Origin of the sequence: Streptomyces sp. NPDC093261 (genome assembly GCF_044753645.1) — a bacterium.
Lineage (GTDB): Bacteria > Actinomycetota > Actinomycetes > Streptomycetales > Streptomycetaceae > Streptomyces.
Map to the genome: position 1 here is coordinate 39352 of NZ_JBIVNO010000010.1, position 22242 is coordinate 61593.

General features: G+C 72.0%; 18 protein-coding genes and 2 pseudogenes. 14 read left to right on the forward strand and 6 right to left on the reverse strand.

From position 1 onward, the window contains the following. Positions 1–152 precede the first annotated feature (152 nt). From ACIP94_RS21390 to ACIP94_RS21415, 6 genes are all read left to right on the forward strand, one after another. Positions 153–446, forward strand: coding sequence for a hypothetical protein (locus ACIP94_RS21390; RefSeq protein WP_402427694.1), 294 nt, complete (start codon positions 153–155; stop codon positions 444–446). Beyond that, on the forward strand, positions 443–2206 hold the full coding sequence (locus ACIP94_RS21395; protein ID WP_402427696.1) for an FAD/NAD(P)-binding protein: 1764 nt from the start codon (positions 443–445) through the stop codon (positions 2204–2206). Before ACIP94_RS21390 ends, ACIP94_RS21395 begins: the two co-directional genes overlap by 4 nt. Positions 2207–2283: 77 nt before the next feature. Then, positions 2284–3381, forward strand: coding sequence for an LLM class flavin-dependent oxidoreductase (locus ACIP94_RS21400; protein WP_402427699.1), 1098 nt, complete (start codon positions 2284–2286; stop codon positions 3379–3381). Positions 3382–3514: 133 nt separating this feature from the next. Further along, complete coding sequence (locus ACIP94_RS21405) at positions 3515–4297, forward strand: DUF1684 domain-containing protein (protein ID WP_402427702.1); 783 nt, start codon at positions 3515–3517, stop codon at positions 4295–4297. A gap of 224 nt (positions 4298–4521) precedes the next feature. Next, positions 4522–5427 (forward strand): S1 family peptidase, encoded by a 906-nt coding sequence (locus ACIP94_RS21410; RefSeq protein ID WP_402427704.1) that lies wholly within the window; start codon positions 4522–4524, stop codon positions 5425–5427. Between the two features lie 466 nt (positions 5428–5893). Next, complete coding sequence (locus ACIP94_RS21415; RefSeq protein WP_402427707.1) at positions 5894–6973, forward strand: S1 family peptidase; 1080 nt, start codon at positions 5894–5896, stop codon at positions 6971–6973. Between the two features lie 109 nt (positions 6974–7082). On the opposite strand, the gene ACIP94_RS21420 is transcribed toward ACIP94_RS21415, so the two are convergent. Continuing rightward, on the reverse strand, positions 7083–9464 hold the full coding sequence (locus ACIP94_RS21420; protein WP_402427711.1) for an ATP-binding cassette domain-containing protein: 2382 nt from the start codon (positions 9462–9464) through the stop codon (positions 7083–7085). A 226-nt stretch (positions 9465–9690) separates the two neighbouring features. On the opposite strand from ACIP94_RS21420, the gene ACIP94_RS21425 reads away from it, so the two are divergent. Both ACIP94_RS21425 and ACIP94_RS21430 read left to right on the forward strand, forming a co-directional pair. After that, positions 9691–13188 carry a DNA polymerase III subunit alpha gene (locus ACIP94_RS21425; protein ID WP_402427714.1) on the forward strand — a complete coding sequence of 1166 codons (3498 nt, stop codon included), beginning with the start codon at positions 9691–9693 and terminating at the stop codon, positions 13186–13188. Beyond that, positions 13185–14159: a DNA polymerase thumb domain-containing protein gene (locus tag ACIP94_RS21430; protein WP_402427716.1), complete on the forward strand. Its 975-nt coding sequence runs from the start codon at positions 13185–13187 to the stop codon at positions 14157–14159. Before ACIP94_RS21425 ends, ACIP94_RS21430 begins: the two co-directional genes overlap by 4 nt. A gap of 2 nt (positions 14160–14161) precedes the next feature. Here ACIP94_RS21430 and ACIP94_RS21435 read toward each other — a convergent pair. Beyond that, a pseudogene (locus tag ACIP94_RS21435) lies at positions 14162–14302 on the reverse strand (cupin domain-containing protein); the annotation flags it as partial. Here ACIP94_RS21435 and ACIP94_RS21440 point away from each other — a divergent pair. The 3 genes and pseudogenes from ACIP94_RS21440 to ACIP94_RS21450 form a co-directional block, all read left to right on the forward strand. Further along, a pseudogene (locus ACIP94_RS21440) lies at positions 14300–14656 on the forward strand (MarR family winged helix-turn-helix transcriptional regulator); the annotation flags it as partial. The pseudogenes ACIP94_RS21435 and ACIP94_RS21440 sit on opposite strands and share 3 nt — an antisense overlap. Positions 14657–14848: 192 nt before the next feature. Further along, entirely contained in the window at positions 14849–15715 is an 867-nt protein-coding gene (locus ACIP94_RS21445) for an esterase/lipase family protein (protein WP_402427719.1), read from the forward strand. A 495-nt stretch (positions 15716–16210) separates the two neighbouring features. Continuing rightward, positions 16211–16684, forward strand: a complete 474-nt coding sequence (locus ACIP94_RS21450; protein ID WP_402427721.1) for a GNAT family N-acetyltransferase — start codon at positions 16211–16213, stop codon at positions 16682–16684. Between the two features lie 37 nt (positions 16685–16721). Here ACIP94_RS21450 and ACIP94_RS21455 read toward each other — a convergent pair whose 3' ends face one another. Next, positions 16722–16856: a hypothetical protein gene (locus ACIP94_RS21455; RefSeq protein WP_402427724.1), complete on the reverse strand. Its 135-nt coding sequence runs from the start codon at positions 16854–16856 to the stop codon at positions 16722–16724. Positions 16857–17016: 160 nt separating this feature from the next. Between ACIP94_RS21455 and ACIP94_RS21460 the strand changes: the two genes are divergently transcribed. Further along, on the forward strand, positions 17017–17643 hold the full coding sequence (locus ACIP94_RS21460) for a class I SAM-dependent methyltransferase (protein ID WP_402428457.1): 627 nt from the start codon (positions 17017–17019) through the stop codon (positions 17641–17643). 14 nt (positions 17644–17657) lie between these two features. On the opposite strand, the gene ACIP94_RS21465 is transcribed toward ACIP94_RS21460, so the two are convergent. Next, entirely contained in the window at positions 17658–18173 is a 516-nt protein-coding gene (locus tag ACIP94_RS21465; RefSeq protein ID WP_402428459.1) for a DUF402 domain-containing protein, read from the reverse strand. A gap of 77 nt (positions 18174–18250) precedes the next feature. Here ACIP94_RS21465 and ACIP94_RS21470 point away from each other — a divergent pair, with 77 nt between their 5' ends. After that, positions 18251–18619 carry a GntR family transcriptional regulator gene (locus ACIP94_RS21470; RefSeq protein ID WP_402427727.1) on the forward strand — a complete coding sequence of 123 codons (369 nt, stop codon included), beginning with the start codon at positions 18251–18253 and terminating at the stop codon, positions 18617–18619. Between the two features lie 76 nt (positions 18620–18695). Here ACIP94_RS21470 and ACIP94_RS21475 read toward each other — a convergent pair whose 3' ends face one another. Both ACIP94_RS21475 and ACIP94_RS21480 read right to left on the reverse strand, forming a co-directional pair. Further along, positions 18696–19487 (reverse strand): DUF72 domain-containing protein, encoded by a 792-nt coding sequence (locus ACIP94_RS21475; RefSeq protein WP_402427730.1) that lies wholly within the window; start codon positions 19485–19487, stop codon positions 18696–18698. Between the two features lie 45 nt (positions 19488–19532). After that, positions 19533–20627, reverse strand: coding sequence for a DUF5925 domain-containing protein (locus ACIP94_RS21480; protein ID WP_402427732.1), 1095 nt, complete (start codon positions 20625–20627; stop codon positions 19533–19535). A gap of 165 nt (positions 20628–20792) precedes the next feature. Between ACIP94_RS21480 and ACIP94_RS21485 the strand changes: the two genes are divergently transcribed. Next, entirely contained in the window at positions 20793–22214 is a 1422-nt protein-coding gene (locus tag ACIP94_RS21485; RefSeq protein ID WP_402428462.1) for a xylan 1,4-beta-xylosidase, read from the forward strand. The last annotated feature ends 28 nt before the right edge of the window (positions 22215–22242 follow it).

Sequence of the window (22242 nt, forward strand, 5' to 3'; positions counted from 1 at the left end):
TTGAGACGCACGGCTCACAGTATGGACAGCCTTGACAGTGAGGGGAAACGCCCCCGTACTCTCGGGGCACGGCCCTGCTGAGGGGCTCGGCCGTGCAGCACTCGTGTGAAGGCACCACCCGTGTTCGATCCGACGCATCACGGAGCCTTCACATGTCTTCCGACACCCTCGCCGAACCGGTGGCGGCCGCCGAAGAGGCCGCACTCCCGCGCACCGTCCCGATGACGCTCGGCTTCGCGCTCAACGGCACGTCCATCGTCAACGTCAGCGTCATCGCCGTACAGGTCCTGCTCCACTCGGCGCAGCTCCTCCACCACCGCATCTTCCGGGTGATGCCGCTTCCGAGGGCGGCCACCCTTCGGTGCGTCCTCGTCACCTCGGTGCTCAGCGTCGGCCGGCGCCATGGGGAGAAGGACTACGCCCGCGGCGCGGAGCGCACCCGATGAGCACCGCACGCCGTTCGCTGGTGATCGTGGGTGCCGGACCGCGGGGCACCGGCCTGCTGGAGCGGATCGCCGCCAACGCACCCGAGCTGTGCGCCGGTGCGGAGCTGGACGTGCACCTGGTGGACCCGCATCCGCCCGGCGCCGGACGCATCTGGCGCGAGGCGCAGTCGCCCCTGCTGTGGATGAACTCGCATGCCGAGGACGTGACCATGTTCACCGACGAGACGGTGGCCATGGAGGGCCCGGTGCGCACGGGCCCGACCCTGCACGAGTGGGCGGGCATCGACGGACGCGTCTTCGCCGGACGCCTGCGGCAGGGCGCGTACTTGCGCTGGGTGTACGAGCAGGCCGTCGCCGCCCTGCCAGCGGGCATCCGCGTCCACCACCACCCCCGGCTCGCCGTCCGGGTCGACGGCCCTCACGACGGCCGGCAGCGGGTCTGGCTCCAGGGACGGACCGAGCCGCTCCTCGCCGATCTCGTCGTGCTCACCCTCGGCCACCTCGACGCGGAACTCGACGACGAGCAGAGCGCCTTGGCCGCGTATGCCCGCGCTCACGGACTGGTCCATCTGCCGCCCGACTTCACGGCCGACAGCGACCTGTCCCCGCTGAGGGCCGGCGAGCCCGTCCTGGTCCGCGGCTTCGGACTCGCCTTCGTCGACCTCATGGTGCTGCTGACCGAGGGGCGCGGCGGCCGCTACGAGGGGGACGCCTATGTTCCGTCCGGACGGGAGCCGGTCCTGTACGTGGGCTCCCGGCGCGGCGTCCCGTACCACTCCAAGATCGGCTACGACTGGACGGGCGAACGGCCGCCGCTGCCCCGGTTCTTCGGGCCCGCCGAGATCGACGCCCTGCTCGCGCGCCCGGACGGCTTCGACTTCCGGCGGGACGTGTGGCCGCTGATCGAGAAGGAGCTGGGCTTCGCCCACTACCACCGGCTGTTCGCCGCTCACCCCGAGCGCACCGCGGTGGCCTGGGCGGACTTCGAGGAGAAGTACGCCGTCGCCGACCCGGCATCGCTGCCCGCGCTGGTGGCCGCCGCTGTTCCCGACCCGGCCGACCGGCTCGACCTCACCACGCTCGACCGCCCGCTGGACGGGGTGCGGTATCCGTCGCACGCCGCGCTCCAGGAGGGGCTGCGCACCTACATCGAGGCGGACCTGGCCCGGCGTCACGACCCGGCGTACAGCGCCGACCTGGCGGTCTTCCTCGGACTGCTGTCGGTCTACGGGCATCTGGTGCGCCTCGGGGACATCGGGCCCTGGTGGCACGGCTTCTTCAGCTTTCTGGCGTCCGGGCCGCCGGGACCGCGGCTGCGGCAGATGCTCGCGCTGTCGCGTGCGGGCGTCCTCCGCTTCCTCGGCGCCGACATGACCGTCACCGCCGAGGAGGGGGTCTTCCGGGCGACGAGCGCCACCGTGCCCGGCGTGGCGGTCGAGGCCCGCGCGCTCGTCGAGGCACGGCTGCCGCACCCCGCGGGTGAGCGCACCCGCGACCGGCTGCTGAGGGCGCTGTACGCGGACGGTGCCCTCACCACCGACGAGGGGCTGCTCGCCGTGGACCCCGTGGACGGACGCCTCCTGGACCGCTCGGGCCTGCCGCATCCGCGCCGTTTCGCGCTGGGCCCGCACACCGACGCCCGGGGCGCCGGCGCGTTCACCAGGCCCCGCACGGGAGGACCGGCGTTTCGGCAGAACGACGCCGCCGCGCGGGCCGCGCTGTCCTTCCTGCGCGAGATGCCCTGCCGCGCGGCGGCCTGACGCGGTCCTTGCACACCCCCCACGACTGCCGAGACGGGCCCGCGCGTCGGGCCCGCCCCTGGAAAGGTTCCCCTCCGATGACCTCATCGCACGGCCGGGGGCTGCTGCACCTGGCCGCAGCCGTCGACCCGCGGCCGGCTCACGACGCCGACACCCCCGTGGAGCTGGCGCGGCTCGCGGAACGCGGCGCACTCGACTTCGTGACGCTCGACGCGGGCTTCGCGGGGTCCGGTTCCGATGCGTTCGACGACGGCTTCGCGGGGTCCGGTTCCGATGCGTTCGACGACGGCTTCGCGGGGTCCGGTCCCGATGCGTTCGACGACGGCTTCGCGGGATCCGGCCCCAACGTGCCCCGCTCTGCCCAGGACACCCCCGACGCCCTCGCCGTACTGGCCCGCGCAGCACCCGTCACCAGCCGAATCGGCCTCGTGCCGACCGTGGCGGCCGGTCCCGTCGATCCATGCCGCGTCCCGGCGGGCATCGCGACCCTCGACCGGCTCAGCCACGGCCGGGCGGGCTGGCAGTGGCGGCCGGCGGGCGGGTCAGCCGGCACATCCCCCGAGTACCCGGCCGTGCCCGCCCGACAGGGGCCTCCGCCCCGGCCCCGGGAGCGCCGGGAGGAGGGCCCCCCGCAGGGGCACCCCGTCCGTGTCGTCGACGCCACCGACCCCCACGGCCGCAGGATCGCCGGCCGCCACGCCGATGTGGCGCTGGTCAGCGTGGGGAGTCTCGCGCAGGCCGCGACCGTCCGCGCCGAACTCCGGGACGCGGTACGGGAATCGGGCCGGGAGGCCGGGAGCCTGCGCGTCCTCGCGGCGCTGACCGTGGACCTCGGCGACGGCGAGTGCGCGGCCGAGTCGGGCTGGGGAACCTTCCGGTTCGGGCACGATCGTGACCTCGGGGAGGCCGGGAGGGGAGCCCGGCCGCTGTACCGCGGGGGCCCCGTCGACCTGGCCGAGCTGATCGCCGCCTGGCACGACACGGGAGTCGTCGACGGCTTCCACCTCACGCCCGCCGAGCCGCGCCGTGACCTGGAACGGCTCGTCAACGGCACGGTCGCGCTGCTTCAGCACCGCGGCCGGTTCCGCACCTTCTACCCGGGCAGCACGCTCAGGGAGCATCTGGGCCTTTCCCGGCCCACCACCCGGCACGTCATGACAGGGGGAGCGTCATGAGCCGGGTGCGAGCCGGGTACCGCATCGGCGCTCCCGGGGCCGTCGTCGCGGAGACGGACGGGTTCGTCCGTACGGACGCGGCCGTCGATTTCGCACCCCGGCCCGACGGATCCGCTGTGAAAGGGTTGATCACATGACGACGGACGCATCCGACGAGTGGAAGCGGTGGCACGAGCACCGTACCGAGCAGGTGTCGGCGCCCTACGGGCCGCTCGCGCTGACCGGCACCTACTGGCTGGAGGACTATCCGGACGGTCTACTTCCGGCCATCCCCGGGAGCTGGGCGGCCGACGAGGAGGGGGTGGTGCTGACGGCCGCCGCGGACGACGGACTGACCGTCGACGGAGAGCCCTTCACCGGTGAGATCCGTCTCGGCGCCGATCCCGGTCCCGTCACCGCGGCCCGTGTCGCGGCGGGCGGGCGCCGCCTGGTCGTCCTCGTCCGCGAAGGTGTCTGGGGTCTGCGCGACTACGACCCCGACGCTCCCGCACGCCGGGCCTTCCAGGGCATCGACGCCACACCCCACGATCCGCGCTGGTCGGTCGAGGGGCACTTCACCCCGTACGGAGAGCACCGCACCGTACGCGTCGAGAACGCCGACGGGCAGCACCGTGGCCTCGCGCTCGGCGGTGTCCTGGCCTTCACGCTCGACGGGCAGGACCTCACCCTCCAGGTCTCGGTCGAGGGCGACGGCTCGCTGTGGGCCGTCTTCGCCGACGCCACCAGCGGGGACAGCAGCTACCGCTTCCGGTTCCTGCGGCCGCCGGCGCCCGATGCCGAGGGGCGTACGACGGTGGACTTCAACCGCTCCCTCCTGCCGCCGTGCGCCTTCGCGGACCACTTCATCTGCCCCTTCCCCCCGCCGGGCAACACACTGGGCATCGCGATCGAGGCGGGGGAGCGCGTCCTGCTGTAGCGAAGGCCCGCAGAGGCTCCGTCACCCTCCGCGAGTGACAGGGCAGTTGAAGGCTGTACGGCCGAAAGGCGCCCTTGCGTCGATCGGCCACACGGCCGAATACTCCCCCTCAGCGCTTGTCAGGAGCACGGCATATTCGGAATCCGGACGAGTCGGCTCCCGGCTGCGCCTCACGGGCCCCATCCCCCACGTGGGCCCCCGACTTCCCTTGGAGGGAACGACAAGTGAGGATCAGGCGCACCAACCCCACGAGCGGCATCGCGAGACGGACCCGGCTGATCGCCGTGGCCGCCGGACTCGTGGCCGCTGCCGCGTTCGCCGTCCCCAGCGCGAACGCGAGCGACGCCCACACCTTCAGCGCGAACCAGCTCGGCAAGGCCAGTGACTCGGTGCTCAAGGCGGATGTCCCGGGCACCGCCTGGGCCGTCGACCCCGCGGCCAACCGCGTCGTCGTCACCGTCGACAGCACGGTCTCCCAGGCCGAGATCGCGAAGATCAAGAAGGAGGCCGCCGGCAACGCCGGTGCCCTCACCATCAAGCACACCCCGGGCAGGTTCAACAAGCTGATCTCCGGCGGCGACGCCATCTATGCGAGTAGCTGGCGCTGCTCGCTCGGCTTCAACGTCCAGGACTCCAGCGGGAACTACTACTTCCTGACCGCCGGGCACTGCACCGACGGCGCGGGCACCTGGTGGTCGAACTCCTCGCACTCGACCACGCTCGGCACCACGGCCGGTTCCAGCTTCCCCGGCAACGACTACGGCATCGTGCGCTACACCAACAGCTCGGTGAGCAAGTCGGGCACCGTGGGCAGCGTGGACATCACCAGCGCGGCCACGCCCTCCGTCGGCACCACCGTCTACCGCCGCGGCTCCACGACCGGCATCCACAGCGGCCGCGTCACCGCTCTCAACGCGACGGTCAACTACGGCTCCGGCGACATCGTCTACGGCCTCATCCAGACCACGGTCTGCGCCGAGCCCGGCGACTCCGGCGGCCCGCTGTACTCCAACGGCGGTGTCGCCTACGGTCTCACCTCCGGCGGCAGCGGTGACTGCACCTCCGGCGGTACGACCTTCTTCCAGCCGGTGACGGAGGCCCTCAGCGCCTACGGGGTCCACGTCTACTGATCCCGCCCCACCGGCGTCCCCGTACGACCCGATCCGCGGCAGGGGAGCCCCCGCACCCAAGAGCCTCTTGGGTGCGGGGGCTCCCTTGTGTGTACCTTGTGTGTGCAATCGGTGCGGAAGCAACTCTCGTTCTCTCTTTCGCTTCCGGAACCCGCGTCCGAAGCGCGAAATCCGGACAGGACTAGACCTCGTGGGCCGCACAGGGTTAACCCCCGCATGGCATTTGCAGTGGGAATCCAGGCGGGAGGGATCAGGGAAGGGTCAGCGGGCGGGGGGCGCACGGCTGTTGGCGTGTGCGCGTCCTGAAGTCGACCTTGTGTGCTCCCTGTGAGCCTCGGAATAGTGGGCGCCGCACGGTGGGCCCGGGCGTGGCTTCTGTGGTACGCCGCCTCCGTGCCCCTACGCCTTCCGGTCGCGGTGTGGCCCCCACAGTCCCCACGGCCGACCCCCCACAGGAGGACGTGAGTTGAAGCATCGACGCATAACCCGGCGGCGGGCCGCCCTGGCCGGCGCGGGCGCCGCCGCGCTGATCGCCGCGGGCGTTACCTTCCAGAATGCGAACGCCAGCGAGACCTCGACGGCCGGAACGCCCCACACCCTCTCGGTGGTCGCGGCCGGAAAGCTCGCCTCGACGCTCGGCGAGGACCTGGGTGCCGACGCGGCCGGAACGTATTACGACGCGAAGACCAGTCAGCTCGTCGTCAATGTGCTGGACGAGACGGCCGCGAAGACCGTCCAGGCGGCGGGCGCCAGGGCGAGACTCGTCCAGAACTCGCTGACCGAACTCGCGGGCGCCCGCACCACCCTCCGGAAGGACGCGACGCTCCCGGGCACCTCCTGGGCGACCGACCCCAGGACCAACAAGGTCGTCGTCACGGCCGACCGGACCGTGTCCAAGGCGGCGTGGGCGCGGCTCTCCCAGGTGGTCGACGGGCTCGGCGGGAAGGCCGAACTCAGGCGTTCGCAGGGCACGTTCAAGCCCTTCATCGCGGGCGGCGACGCCATCACCGGCTCGGGCGGGCGCTGCTCGCTCGGCTTCAACGTGGTCAAGGACGGCCAGCCGTACTTCCTGACCGCCGGACACTGCACCCACGCGATCAGCAGCTGGTCGGACTCCAGCGGCAAGAAGATCGGCGAGAACGCGCAGTCCAGCTTCCCGGGCAATGACTTCGGCCTGGTCAAGTACACCGCGGACGTCGACCATCCGAGCGCCGTCGACCTCTACAACGGCTCCCCGCAGGCAATCACCAAGGCGGCCGACGCGACCGTCGGCGAGAAGGTGACCCGCAGCGGCTCGACGACCCAGGTCCACTCCGGCACGGTCACCGGTCTGGATGCCACCGTGAACTACTCCGAGGGCACGGTCAGCGGTCTCATCCAGACCGACGTCTGTGCCGAGCCCGGCGACAGCGGCGGCGCGCTCTTCGACGGCGGCAGCGCGATCGGCCTCACCTCCGGGGGCAGCGGCGACTGCACCTCGGGAGGCCAGACCTTCTTCCAGCCGGTCACCGAGGCGCTCTCGGCGACGGGTGCCCGGATCGGCTGACCGTCCGGCAGCCCCGGCTCCCTCGACAGTCCCGCCCCGCGCGTCCGGGGGCGGGACTGTTCGGCGGGGCTCCCGTCCGCTTCGGCGGGCCGGACCGCAAGCGCCCCGGTCAGGCGCCCACGTAGGCCGCCAGGTGCTCGCCGGTGAGGGTGGAGCGGGCGGCGACGAGGTCGGCGGGGGTGCCTTCGAAGACGACCCGGCCGCCGTCGTGGCCTGCGCCCGGGCCGAGGTCGACGATCCAGTCGGCGTGCGCCATGACCGCCTGGTGGTGCTCGACGACGATGACCGACTTGCCCGAGTCGACGAGCCGGTCGAGCAGCCCGAGCAGCTGCTCGACATCGGCGAGGTGGAGGCCGGCGGTCGGCTCGTCGAGGACGTAGACGCCGCCCTTCTCGGCCATGTGCGTGGCCAGCTTGAGCCGCTGCCGCTCGCCGCCGGACAGCGTGGTGAGCGGCTGGCCGATGCCGAGGTAGCCGAGCCCGACGTCGACGAGGCGTTCGAGGATGCGGTGCGCGCCCGGTGTGCGCGCCTCGCCGGCGCCGAAGAACTCCTCGGCCTCGGTCACCGACATCGCCAAGACCTCGCTGATGTCGCGTCCGCCGAGGTGGTACTCGAGGACCGATGCCTCGAACCGCTTCCCCTCGCAGTCCTCACAGGTGGTGGCGACGCCGGCCATCATCGCCAGGTCGGTGTAGATGACTCCGGCGCCGTTGCAGGTGGGGCAGGCACCCTCGGAGTTGGCGCTGAACAGCGCCGGCTTCACGCCGTTGGCCTTGGCGAACGCCTTGCGGATCGGGTCGAGGAGCCCGGTGTAGGTTGCCGGGTTGCTCCGCCTGGAGCCGCGGATCGCGCCCTGGTCGACCGAGATCACACCCGCGTCGGCGGGGATCGACCCGTGGACCAGCGAGCTCTTGCCGGAACCGGCGACACCGGTGATGACGGTCAGCACTCCGAGCGGGATGTCGACGTCGACGTCTCGCAGGTTGTGCGTCGTCGCGCCGCGGATCGCAAGCCGGCCGGTGGGCTTGCGCACCGTCTCCTTGACAAAGGCCCGGTCGTCTAGATGGCGGCCGGTGATGGTGCCGCCGGCCCGCAGCCCCTCGACGGTGCCCTCGAAGCAGACGGTGCCGCCCGCCGTACCGGCGCCGGGGCCGAGGTCGACGACGTGGTCGGCGATCGCGATGACCTCCGGCTTGTGCTCCACGACGAGCACCGTGTTGCCCTTGTCCCGCAGCCGCAGCAGCAGGTCGTTCATCCGTTGGATGTCATGGGGGTGCAGGCCGGTGGTGGGCTCGTCGAAGACGTAGGTGACATCGGTGAGCGAGGAGCCCAGATAGCGGATCATCTTGGTGCGCTGCGCCTCGCCGCCCGACAGCGTGCCCGACGGCCGGTCGAGCGCGAGGTAGCCGAGCCCGATCTCCGTGAACGAGTCGAGGGTGTGCTGGAGCTTGGCGAGCAGCGGCGCCACCGAGGGCTCGTCGAGGCCGCGGACCCAGTCGGCCAGATCGCTGATCTGCATCGCGCACGCGTCGGCGATGCTGATCCCCTTGATCTTCGATGCCCGGGCACCCTCGCTGAGCCGGGTGCCGTCGCACTCGGGGCAGGTGGTGAAGGTGACCGCCCGGTCCACGAACTCCCGGATGTGCGGCTGCATCGCCTCCCGGTCCTTGGAGAGCATCGACTTCTGGATCCGGGGGACCAGCCCCTCGTAGGTCATGTTGATGCCCGCGATCTTCATCCGCGTCGGCTCGCGGTGGAGGAAGTCGTGCAGCTCCTTCTTGGTGTAGTCGCGTATCGGCTTGTCCGGGTCGTAGAAGCCCGACTCGCTGTAGAGCCGGTAGTTCCAGCCGCCCGCCTTGTAGCCGGGGACGGTGATCGCGCCCTCGGTGAGCGACTTGGAGTCGTCGTAGAGCTGGGTGAGGTCGAGGTCGGAGACCGTGCCCCGGCCTTCGCAGCGCGGGCACATGCCGCCGGTGCGGGTGAAGGTCGCCTTCACCGCCTTCTGGGCACCGCGCTCGACGGTGATCGCGCCGCTCGCCCGGACCGAGGGGACGTTGAAGGCGTATGCACTGGGGGGCCCGATGTGGGGCTCGCCGAGCCGGCTGAAGAGGATGCGCAGCATGGCGTTGGCGTCGGTGGCGGTGCCGACCGTGGAGCGGGGGTCGGCGCCCATCCGCTGCTGGTCGACGATGATCGCGGTGGTCAGCCCGTCGAGGACGTCGACCTCGGGCCGCGCCAGGGTCGGCATGAAGCCCTGCACGAAGGCGCTGTAGGTCTCGTTGATCAGCCGCTGCGACTCCGCGGCGATCGTGTCGAAGACCAGCGAGCTCTTGCCCGAGCCGGAGACACCGGTGAACACCGTCAGCCGGCGCTTCGGGATCTCGATGCTGACGTCCTTGAGGTTGTTCTCACGTGCGCCGTGTACACGGATCAGATCGTGGCTGTCGGCGATATGCGGCGCGGGCGACTGCGTGTCCGTGCTCTGGGCCATGCCTGTCGGGTCTCCCTCTGTCTGTCTCGCGGGGCCGCCTTCGCCCCTCCCGCCCTTGTGCTGCCGCCGAAGCCTAGCCCCGGCCCACGTCCGCCGTTTGTGCTGGTGAGGCAGGGGCATGCGGATGTCGTACGCCAGTTCGAAAATTGGTCTATGGTGGGGGTGAGGGAGATGGGAACGGACGTTCGAGATCCGTTTGTGGGGCTCACGGCTACGGGAGGTGCGGGTGCCAGGCTTCACGCATCTGCACACCGTCTCCGGGTTCTCCCTGCGCTACGGCGCATCGCACCCGGAACGGCTGGCCGAGCGTGCCGGTGAGCTGGGCATGGACGCCCTCGCACTCACCGACCGGGACACCCTCGCGGGCACGGTCCGGTTCACCCGGGCCTGTGCGGCGGCGGGCGTACGGCCGCTGTTCGGGGCGGAGCTGGCGGTGGCGGCGCCCGAGCCCGGACGGCGGAGGGGGCTCCCCTCCGGTCCCCCCGGTCGTGCGGGGGAGGAGCGGAGAGCCTGGGAGAGGCGCCGTGTCCCCGTGCGCGGTGGTGCCTTCATCGACGAGTCGACACCCCGCGCGGTCTTCCTCGCCCGGGAGGGCGCCCGCGGCTGGGCCGATCTGTGCCGGCTGGTCACCGCCGCCCACTCCTCGTCCGAGGGCACCCCGCTGCTGTCCTGGACCGACAACCACGCCGACGGGCTGACCGTCCTGCTCGGCCCGGAGTCCGATGTGGGCCGGGCCCTCGCCGCGGGGCGCCCGGACCGTGCGGCCAGGCTCCTCGCGCCCTGGCGGGAGGTCTACGGCGACGCCCTGCGCCTGGAGGCCGTCTGGCACGGCCGTACCGGCGCCGGCCCCGGCTCCCTGCGCCTGGCCGCCCGCACCGTCGGCTTCGCCGCCGAGCAGGGGGTGCGCCCCGTGCTCAGCAACGCCGTCCGGTACGCCGACCCCGGCCTCGGCCCGGTCGCCGACGTCCTGGACGCCGCCCGCCGGCTCGTTCCCATCGACCCCGCCAAGGACCTGGACTCCGGGGAGGCCTGGCTCAAGGACGCGCCGTCCATGCTGGCGGTGGCCGAGCGGGTCGTGGAGGCCGCCGGGTACCGTCGCGACACCGCCCACCGTCTGCTGGAGCAGACCCGGATGACGGCCGCCGAGTGCCTGGTGGACCCCGAGGACGACCTCGGCATCGGCACGGTCCACTTCCCCGAGCCGCATCTCGTCGGCGCCGGCCACCGCACCGCCCAGCGCGCGCTCGCCTCCCGGGCGGCGGCGGGCATGGTGCTGCACGGCTACGACACCCGGCGCGCCTACTGGGAGCGGATGCACGACGAACTGGACATCATCGCCCACCATGGCTTCGCGTCCTACTTCCTCACGGTCGCCCAGGTCGTGGACGACGTCCGGAAGATGGGCATCCGGGTCGCCGCGCGCGGCTCCGGCGCGGGCTCACTCGTCAACCACCTGCTCGGCATCGCGCACGCCGACCCCGTCGAGCACGGGCTGCTGATGGAGCGCTTCCTGTCCAAGCGCCGCATGGCCCTGCCCGACATCGACATCGACGTGGAGTCCGCCCGCCGGCTGGAGGTCTACCGCGCGATCATCGACCGGTTCGGCACCGAGCGGGTCGCGACGGTCGCGATGCCGGAGACGTACCGCGTCCGCCATGCGATCCGTGACGTGGGCGCGGCCCTGTCCATGGACCCGGCCGACATCGACCGCATCGCCAAGTCCTTCCCGCACATCCGTGCCCGCGACGCCCGCGCGGCGCTGGAGGAGCTGCCCGAGCTCGGGCGGCTGGCGGAGGAGGTCCGGCAGCAGGGGGAGAAGTACGGCCGGCTGTGGGAGCTGGTCGAGGCCCTGGACGCCCTGCCGCGCGGAGTCGCCATGCACCCGTGTGGGGTCCTGCTCTCCGACGCCTCCCTCCTCGCCCGTACGCCGGTCATGCCGACCAGCGGGGAGGGCTTCCCCATGTCCCAGTTCGACAAGGACGACGTCGAGGAGCTGGGGCTGCTCAAGCTCGATGTGCTCGGGGTGCGGATGCAGTCCGCCATGGCGCACGCGGTCGCGGAGGTGGAGCGGACCTCCGGGGAGCGGATCGACCTGGACGCCCTGGCGCCGGGCGACCCGGCGACGTACCACCTCATCCGCTCCACCGAGACCCTGGGCTGCTTCCAGATCGAGTCGCCGGGCCAGCGGGACCTGGTCGGGCGGCTCCAGCCGGCCGGCTTCCACGACCTGGTCGTCGACATCTCGCTGTTCCGGCCCGGTCCGGTCGCGGCCGACATGGTGCGGCCGTTCATCGAGGCGCGTCACGGGCGGGCGCCCGTCCGCTATCCGCATCCCGACCTGGAGGAGCCGCTGAAGGAGACGTACGGCGTCGTCGTCTTCCATGAGCAGGTCATCCACATCCTGGACATCATGACCGGCTGCGGGCGCGACGAGGCGGACCGGGTGCGGCGCGGGCTGTCCGACCCGGAGTCGCAGGGGCGGATCCGGGTCTGGTTCGCCCAGCAGGCGGCGGCGAACGGATACGACGCGGAAACGATCCAGCGCACCTGGGAGATCATCGAGGCGTTCGGCTCGTACGGCTTCTGCAAGGCGCACGCGGTCGCCTTCGCCGTGCCGACGTACCAGTCGGCCTGGCTGAAGGCCCATCACCCGGCCGCCTTCTACGCCGGTCTGCTCACGCACGACCCCGGGATGTACCCGAAGCGGCTGCTGCTGGCGGACGCGCGGCGGCGCGGGGTGCCGATCCTGCCGCTGGATGTGAACAAGTCGGGAGCCGCTCACCGCATCGAACTGGTGTCTGAAAAAGGGGGTTCCGTCGGGCAGTGGGGGCTCCGGCTCGCCCTTCGCGATGTGCACGGCATCAGCGAGGCCGAGGCGCGGCGGATCGAGGCCGGGCAGCCGTACTCCTCCCTGCTCGACTTCTGGGAGCGTGCCCGCCCGAGCCGCCCCGTCGCCCAGCGGCTCGCACAGGTCGGCGGGCTGGACGCGTTCGGCGCCAACCGCCGTGATCTGCAACTGCACCTGACCGAGCTGCACCGGGGCGCCCGGGGCGCGGGTGGTGGCCAACTCCCCCTGGCCGGCGGGCGGAAGACGGCCTCCGCCGGGCTGCCCGACCTCTCCCCGGAGGAACGGCTCAGCGCCGAGCTGGGCGTGCTCTCCATGGACGCCTCGCGCAACCTGATGGACGATCACCGTGCCTTCCTCGACGAACTGGGCGTGGTGTCGGCCCGTCGGCTGCGCGCGGCACGGCACGGCGAGACGGTGCTGGTCGCGGGCGCCAAGGCGGCCACCCAGACCCCGCCGATCCGCTCCGGCAAGCGGGTCATCTTCAGCACGCTCGACGACGGCACGGGCCTGGTCGACCTCGCCTTCTTCGACGACTCCCACGACGCCTGCGCCCACACCGTCTTCCACTCCTGGCTGCTGCTGGTGCGCGGGGTGGTGCAGCGACGGGGGCCCCGCAGCCTCAGCGTGGTGGGCACCGCCGCCTGGAACCTCGCAGAGCTGGCCGAGCTGCGCGCCGAGGGCGGGCTCGAGGTGGTGGCGGCGCGGCTGGCGGAGCCCGCGACGCGGCAGCCGGACGGTGGCGACGCGGCGAAGGGCCGCCGCATCCGGATGTCCACGGGGTACGAGATGAACCCCTGGGCCGATCTGCGTCCCGCGGGCGAAGGGCCGGCGGGCGGAAAGAAGTTGTGGCACCAGAGTCCGGGGAGTGCGGGATGACCATCCTCTGCGTACGTTTCCAGCTGCCGGCGATGTACGAGGCGGCCCTGCCGGGGCTGCTCGGCCTCCTGGAGGAGTTCACCCCCGTCGTCGAGGCGCTGCCGCCCGACGGGGCGCTCGCCGATCTGCGGAGCGCCGAGCGGTACTTCGGGCGGGACGACGCAGAGCTGGCCGCGCTGATCCGGGTACGGGCCCTCGCCCACCACGGAGTGGACTGTGCGATCGGGGCCGGGCCCGGGCCCATGCTGGCCCGTATGGCCGTGCGGGAGGCGGCGCCCGGAGCGGTCCGCGTGGTGCCCGAAGCGCCCGGCGCCGTCCGGGAGTTCCTCGACGGACTGCCGGTCAGGGCACTGCCCGGCCTCGGTGGCGTCACCGCCCGCACCCTGCGCGAGTACGGGCTCGACACGGTCGGCAAGGTCGCCGCCGCGCCCCTGTCGACGGTGCAGCGGCTGGTCGGGGTCCGGGCGGGCCGCGAACTGCACGAGAAGGCGAACGGCGTCGATCGCGGCCGGGTCGTACCGAACGCCGTCTCGCGCTCCCTTGCCTGCGAACGCCCCTTCACCCGCGACGAGCTGGACCCGGACCGGCACCGCCGCGCCCTGCTGTCGGCCGCCGAGGAGCTGGGCGCCCGGCTGCGCAACCTGGAGCGGGTGTCCCGCACCCTCACCCTCACCGTGCGCTACGCCGACCGCTCCTCCACGACCCGTAGCCGCACCCTCACCGAGCCGACCGCGCACTCGGCGGCGCTCACCGTGGAGGCGTACCGCATGTACGAGGCGCTCGGTCTGCAACGCGCCCGGGTCCGCGCGATCGCCCTGCGCGCCGAGGGGCTGAGCACCGCTGACCAGGCGGCCCACCAGCTCACCTTCGACCCCGTGGACGAGAAGGTACGCCGTCTGGAAGAGGTCGCGGACCGCGCGCGAGCCAGGTTCGGACCGCGCGCGGTGATGCCGGGGACGCTGGCCGCGTAGCGTCAGTCGGCCCAGGGGGGAGCGATGCGCGTGCCGTCGGCCGGCTCGGCCTTAAGCCCGACGGAGGTGGTGACCCAGGAGACGGCGACCTCGTCCGTGGGGTTCCGCAGGCCGAGGGCCGTGCCGGGGTTGACGATCACCGTGGTTTCGAGGGGCTGCGGCGCGCGCACGGGTTCGCGTTCTCCCGGCTCTCCCAGGGCGGCGCGACCGTGACTGAACCCGCCGCCCACCTAGGGGTGACAAAGCAGGCGGCGAGTCAGCTCGTCGAAGAGATCGTGCGCAAGGGCTACGCCGAACGGCGGCCGCATCCCGAGGATGCGCGCGCCCGGCTGATCGTGCTGACCGGGCGGGGCCGGGCCTGCACCCGGGCCGCCGAGGAGGCCGCGGCGGAGGCCGTGCGGCCATGGGTGGAGCTGCTCGGTGAGGGTGAAATTCGCCTGCTCCAGAGCCAATTGCTCCGTATCGCGCCCTCCGGGCCCATCGAACCCGTCTGGTGATGAGTCCTCACATTCGTTCGAGGCATTACCAGGAACCGCGGCAGCCATCCTACGGCTCCGAAATTTTTTACTGACGCGTAACTTCACACTTCCACTACTCGTCCGTAACTTGACGAGTGAACCAGCATCCCGTGATCCGGATCACAGGGCTAAGGCCGTCACACCTCCCTTGAGCCGCAAGGAGATCACCCGATGTTGCCCTGGAAACGAGCGCTCAGACCCCTGGCCGCGCTGCTGCTGGCCGCCGCGTTCGCCGTCGTTCCCGCCGCCACTGCCACCGCCGATGCAGCCGCCGCACCGAGCACCGGCTGGAACGACTACTCCTGCAAGCCCTCCGCCGCCCATCCCCGTCCCGTCGTACTCGTCCACGGGACCTTCGCGAACTCCATCGACAACTGGCTGGCCCTGGCGCCCTATCTGGAGCACCGCGGCTACTGCGTCTTCTCCCTCGACTACGGCCAGCTGCCAGGTGTCCCCGTCTTCTACGGACTCGGGCCCATCGCCACGTCCGCCGGCCAGCTCCAGACCTTCGTCGACCAGGTGCTCGCCGCGACCGGCGCCGCCAAGGCCGACATCGTCGGGCACTCGCAGGGCGGCATGATGCCCCGCTACTACCTCAAGTTCCTCGGCGGGGCCGCCAAGGTGAACGCTCTCGTCGGCATCGCGCCCGACAACCACGGCACCACCCTCGACGGCCTCACCAACCTGCTGCCCTACTTCCCCGGCGCCTCGGACCTGATCTCCAACTCCACGCCCGGACTCGCCGACCAGATCGCCGGCTCCGCGTTCCTGACCAAGCTCAACGCCGGCGGCGACACCGTGCCAGGCGTCCACTACACCGTCATCGCCACCAAGTACGACGAGGTGGTCACCCCGTACAGCTCCCAGTTCCTGAGCGGATCAGACGTCCACAACGTCCTGTTGCAGGGCCTGTGCGGCCTCGACCTCTCCGAGCATGTGCTGATCGGGCTGACCGACCGGATCGCCTTCCACGAGGTCGCCAACGCCCTCGACCCCGCGCACGCGACCCCCACCACCTGCGCCTCGGCGCTCAGCTGATCCCCGGCCACCACCGTGAGACGTCCGCAGCCGTCCCCAGCCGCTGCGGCCGTCCCCGGGGCCTGTCCGACCTGAGCCGCCGGACAGGCCCCGGAACCCCAGCGCCCGCGCCGGCCGCCGCCCGCTGACCGGGTTCCCTGTCGGCCCGTGCGCGACCGCGGGCACGGCGCCCGACCCGGCCGGCAGAACAGGCACGGCACCGGCGGCGGCGAGAGCGGCGACTCCACGGCGTACGGACAGGGGGAGCTCCTCGGAGCGGTCCGGGGCGGGGTGACGGAACCCGTGGGGGGCGATCAGCAAACTAGCCCTGGAAACCCGCGGAGTCGCCTGCTGGAGGCGGGCGGAGGAGATCCTTATGGTCGCGTTAAGGCAGGGCTAACGAGGGGATCAGGAACGGTTGTTGGAGGGCTGCCCTGTTCACGGCGGGCTTCCGCACGGCGGGCTTCCGCCCCGCGGGCCGCTGCCTCGGCCGGACGGCTCAGTAGTCTGTGGCCCATGACGGATACCGGCGGGGACCACCGGACGGGCGAGGAGGTCAGGCCGGCCCGTGCCGCCGATGTGCAGGCGGTGCGGGGCGTGACCGATGCCGCGTATCGCCACTACATCGAGCGCATCGGAGTCGTGCCGATGCCCATGGAGGCGGACCATACGGCGAACGTGGCCGCGGTGCGGGTGTTCGTGACGGGAGAGCCCATGACCGGTGTCGTGGTGGTGGAGGCCCGCGGGGACCATCTCCTCCTCGACAGCATCGCCGTGCACCCCGACGCGCAGGGACGGGGTGTCGGGCGGCGGCTGCTCGCCTTCGTCGACGCGCATGCGCGGGCGCTCGGACTGTCCGAGGTCAGGCTCTACACGAACGCGATGATGTGGGAGAACCAGGAGATCTACCCGAGATACGGGTACGAGGTCCTGGAGCGCCGTGTCGACGGGCCGTACGACCGTGTGCACTATCGCAAGCGGCTGAACTGAGCATCCCCTGTCGTGCCAGGGGCGACGGGCGCGCGCCTCAGGCCTCCGGCCACCAGAGGCGGGCGATGTCCTTGCGGATCTCCGAGCGCTCGGCGGGGCGCTCGTCCTTCTCCTCCCGCACCCGGCGGGAGTCGGTCCTCTTCAGCGGCTTGTGCACGGTTACGCGGCGCATGGCTGCCTCCTTGTGCCTACCGGATTCCGCGCGGGGGCGAAGGTAGGCGTTTCCGGCGAGGGTTCCTCATCGATCGCGGTCTGTCTGTGGCGGCTGTCACCCATCGACTGTCAGTGGTGGCTGTCACCCTGGCCGTATGACCAGGGACATGACCAGGAACATGGCCAGGAACCGGGCACCCGAAACATCGGCGGCCCAGGAAGCCCGGGTGGACTGGGATCGGGCGGCCGCCGGTTTCGACGACGAGCCGGACCACGGGCTGCGCGATCCGGTGGTCCGCGAGGCCTGGGCGGCCCGGCTGGGGGAGTGGCTGCCGCCCCGGCCCGGTCACGTCCTGGACCTCGGGTGCGGCACGGGGAGCCTGTCACTTCTGGCGGCCGAGCGGGGGCACCGGGTGACGGGGGTGGATCTGTCGCCGGCCATGCTCACCCGCGCGCGGGCGAAACTGGCGGGCCATGACGCCCTGTTCCTCGTCGGCGACGCCGGGGCCCCGCCGGTCCGTGAGCGGTCCTTCGACGCCGTCCTCGTACGCCATGTGCTGTGGACGCTGCCCGACCCCGGCCGCGCCCTGCGGCACTGGCGGGAACTGCTGCGCCCCGGGGGACGGCTGGTGCTGGTCGAGGGGGTGTGGGGGACCCTCAGTCCGGTCGGCATACCCGCCGGACAGCTGACCGCGCTCCTCGCCCCGCTCGCCCGTGATGTGCGCGTCCAACGGCTGTCGGACGACGCCCGGCTGTGGGGCAAGGAGGTGGACGACGAGCGGTACGCGGTGGTGGCGGTGCCCTGACCGCCGCCCTGACCTCAGGACGTCCCGGTCGGGCCGGCCAGCGCCTCGAAGTCACCGCCGCGCGCGAGGAGTTCGAGGATGTCCAGGGCCTCTACGGCGGCCGCGGCGGCCACCGGGTCCGTCCGCGCGAGGCCGCTCGCCGCGAACTCGTCCTCGTCGAGGCGGAGCACGGTCGAGCCGTCCGCGGAGCGCCACAGGTCCAGGTCGAGGTCCTCGACGACCAGTTCGCCGCCGGAGCGGACGGCCGGGCGGGTGATGTCGCAGTACCAGCCCTTCAGGGCGCCCCGCCCGTCGCGTACCTCCTTCACCGCGTACCACCGGTCGCGCCAGTAGTACTCGGTGAAGACGTCACCGGGCTCGAACCGCACGAAGCCGAAGTCACGGACGCCGTCGCCGGCCCAGAGGGCGCGTACGGCGATCCGGGTGCCGTCGTCGTGGAGCAGTACGGCCGGATAACGGATCTTCGTGCTACCCGCCTTGACGAGGACGACCTCCACCCGGGTCGCGGACCCGGCCGAGTTCACGGTCACTGTCACAAGGGCGCACGGTACGCGGGCGGGACGCGGGGCTGCCTCTCATTTTCCGGCGGGTGCGGGAGAATCGGCCCGTGACGTTGAAGATCAGGATTGACGGGAGCGCACCGCCGTACGAGCAGGTACGGGCGCAGATCTCCGAGCAGGCCCGGTCGGGGGTGCTGCCGGTGGGCTACCGGCTGCCGACCGTACGGGGGCTCGCCGAGTCGCTCGGTCTCGCGGCGAACACGGTCGCCAAGGCGTACCGGGCGCTGGAGGCCGACGGGGTGATCGAGACGCGGGGGCGCAACGGAACATTCGTGGCCGCCGCGGGCTCGGCCGCGGAGCGGGAGGCGGCGTCCGCCGCGTCCGCCTACGCCGAGCGGGTGCGACGGCTGGGGCTGGGCGAGGAGGAGGCGCTGGCCGCGGTGCGGGACGCGCTGCGGGCGGCCTATGAGGGCTGAACCGTCACCGCCCGGACAGCGGCCCGGGGGCGGGCCCGGGACCAACGGGCGCTCGTCGTCGCCGGTCCCGCGGAGGCTACCGGGCCGCCGCCGGTGCCGGCAGGCTTCGCGGGGTTCGGCTCACCCGCAGTCCCGCCGCCGTCGCCACACGGGCGAAGGCCATCGCGTCCAGGACCGCCGCCGCGTGCGGGTCGTTGTTGAAGTAGACGTAGATGTCCCGGCCGTCCCGGTCGTCGGGCCAGGTCTCGGCGATACGGCGCACCCAGGACGTCAGGGACCGGCGGCCGTAGCGCGGCCACGGCTGGGCGCGGCCCGCGTGGAAACGCACGTAGCCCCAGCCGGTGGTCCGCCACAGTGGGGTGACCGGGCGGGAGAGCACATCGGCCCAGCACAGCGCCGCGCCCCGGGCCGCGAGCACCTCACGCACCCGGGGCGTCCACCAGGAATCGTGCCGGGGCTCGACCGCGACCCGGGTGCCCTCGGGGAAGCAGGAGAGGCAGTCGTCGAGGAGGACCGGGTCGGCGCGCAGGGTGGGCGGAAGCTGGAGCAGGACCGGGCCGAGGCGGTCGCCGAGCCCGGCCGCGTGGTCCATCAGCCGGTGCACCGGCTCCTCGGGCTCGCGCAGCCGCTTGATATGGGTCAGATAGCGGCTCGCCTTCACCGCCACCACGAACCCCGGCGGCACCCGCTCCCGCCAGCTCTCGAAGGTCTCCCGGGACGGCAGCCGGTAGAACGCGTTATTGATCTCGACCGTGGCGAACCGTGTCGCGTACTCCTCCAGCCAGAGCCGCATGGGCACGCCGGCCGGGTACAGGACGTCGCGCCAGTCCCGGTACTGCCATCCCGACGTGCCGACGAACAGGGTCATACGTCCATCAAAGCACCGGCTCCCGCCGCCCACAGGCGGGGCGGGCTAGAGGTACAGCCCCGACTCCGCCCCCGCCCGCTGGTCGGGCACCGACGCCGGTGACGTCCCCCGGCGCAGCGCGTACAGCTCCGCGAGGGTCGCTCCGTCGCGGCCCACGCCGTCCTCCCGGCCCAGCCAGCCCACCGCCTCCGAGCGGGTCAGCGGGCCGACCTCGATACGGGCCAGACAGCGCCCGGGGCGGACGACGGCCGGGTGGAGACGCTCCAGGTCCTCGTTGGTCGTGACACCCACCAGGACGTTTCTGCCCTGCCCCAGCAGCCCGTCCGTCAGGTTCAGCAGACGGGACAGCGCCTGGCCCGCCGTGTGCCGCGCCTCGCCGCGGATCAGCTCGTCGCAGTCCTCCAGCAGGAGCAGCCGCCAGCGGCCCTTGCCCGCCGCGTCCTCCTCGCCGATCGCGATGTCCATCAGATAGCCGACGTCGCTGAAGAGCCGCTCCGGGTCCAGGACGCAGTCCACCTGGCACCAGTCCCGCCAGGAGCGGGCCAGCGTCCGCAGCGCCGATGTCTTGCCCGTACCCGGCGGGCCGTGGAGCAGCAGCAGCCGGCCCGCGATGTCCTCCGGTGTCGTCTTCATCAGCCGGTCCATGGCGTCCGCCACCGGTGCCGTGTAGTTCGCGCGGACCTCCTCCCAGGTGCCCGCCGAGATCTGCCGTGTCGTGCGGTGCGGGCCGCGTCTCGGGGACACGTACCAGAAGCCCATCGTCACGTTCTCCGGCTGCGGCTCCGGCTCGTCCGCCGCGCCGTCCGTGGCCTGGCCGAGCACCCGTTCGGCCAGCTCGGCGCTGGTGGCCGTCACCGTGACGTCCGCGCCGCGGTTCCAGCGGGAGACCAGCAGAGTCCAGCCGTCGCCCTCCGCGAGGGTCGCGCTGCGGTCGTCGTCGCGGGCGATGCGCAGCACCCGGGCGTCCGGCGGCAGAAGCGTGGCCCCGGAGCGTACGCGGTCGATGTTCGCCGCGTGGGAGTACGGCTGCTCGCCCGTCGCGAAGCGGCCGAGGAACAGCGCGTCGACGACGTCGGAGGGCGAGTCGCTGTCATCGACGTTGAGCCGGATCGGCAGAGCATCGTGTGGGTTCGCGGGCATGCCGCCATGATCCGTCACGGGACCCTCGTGTGCACCCGGTTTCCGAAGTGCGCCGGGTGTGTCGGATCTGCGTCGTGCTCCCGGTGCATCCGGTACGTCCTGTTACCGGACCGTCGAACGAGAAACCTGTCCGCGGTCCGATCCCGGCCGTTACTGTGGCCCATGATGGGACGTCATGAGTGGGATTCGGGGGCACGGCGGTGGCGCCTCACCGCTCTGCTCGGCGTGGGGGCGGCCGCTCTGGCCCTGGTGGTCACCCTGATCGGCACGCTGTCCGGCAACGGCGTGAGCATCAGGGGCACCACACCTGACGGCGACAGGGTGCACGGCACCCCCGCCACTCCGCCCGCGGACACCCGGCCGGACGTCGGCTGGGGCTTCACCCACACGCAGTACAGCGCCGACGAGGGCAGCGGCACCGCGACCGCGCGGGTCGAGGGGCTGCTCTCCGGCACGGACCTGCCGCAGAACCAGGCCATCATGGGCTGGGGGGCGGGCAATCCCGAGCCGGTCAAGGGCCGTTACGACTTCGAGGAGATGGACCGCCGCATCGACTTCGTCCGCAAGAGCGGCGGCACCCCGGTCATCACCCTGTGCTGTGCCCCCGACTGGATGAAGGGCGGCAAGGCGGGCGCCGGCGCCACCGACTGGAGCCAGGCCGCCCTGGAGACCGCGCCGACACCCGACCACTACAAGGACTTCGCGGCCCTCGCCGCCATCGTCGCCAAGCGCTATCCGGACGTGCGCCACTTCATCGTGTGGAACGAGTTCAAGGGCTTCTGGAACGATTCCCGGGGCCGCTGGGACTACGAGGGCTACACCAAGCTGTACAACCTGGTCCACAAGGCGCTCAAGCAGGTCGACGACAAGATCATGGTGGGCGGCCCGTACCTCGTCATGGACAGCGTCGACCCCCGGCAGAAGCAGGACGCCTCCAACGCCCTGAGGGGCGCCTGGGGTGCCATGGACCAGCGCGTCCTGGACGCCTTCACCTACTGGAACCGGCACAAGGCGGGCGCCGACTTCGTCGTCGTGGACGGCTCCAGCTACACCAAGGACGACGATCTGCTGCCGAACGAGTTCGCCGCGACCGACAAGCTCACCGCCGTCGGCGCCTGGGTGCGGAAGCAGACCCACGATCTGCCGCTGTGGTGGGCCGAGTACTACGTCGAGCCCGCCGACGGCAACGACAGCCGTGACGGCTGGACGGAGGACCACCGTGTCGCCGTCCAGGCCACCGGAATGATCGCCCTGGTCAAGGGCGGCGCCTCTTCGGGCTTCTACTGGAACCCGGAGGAACAGAAGGGCACCGGCTGCCCCGGCTGTCTGTGGACGCCCACCGACACCGCGAACGGCGGCAGGGCACTGCCCATGTACGACCTGGTCTCCCGGTTCGGCAAGGAGTTCCCGCCGGGCACGCGGTACCGGACGGCGCAAATCGCCCCGGACGACGTCCCCTATGTCCGCGTCCTCGCCACCGACAAGGTCGTCCTCGTGGTGAACACCCTCGGCCGCCCGATCAGCGCCCAGGTCGACGGCAAGCGGTTCGACATGAAGGCGTACGAGGTGAAGTGGCTTCAGCGGTGAGCCACTTCACCCCGTACGCCGGATGACG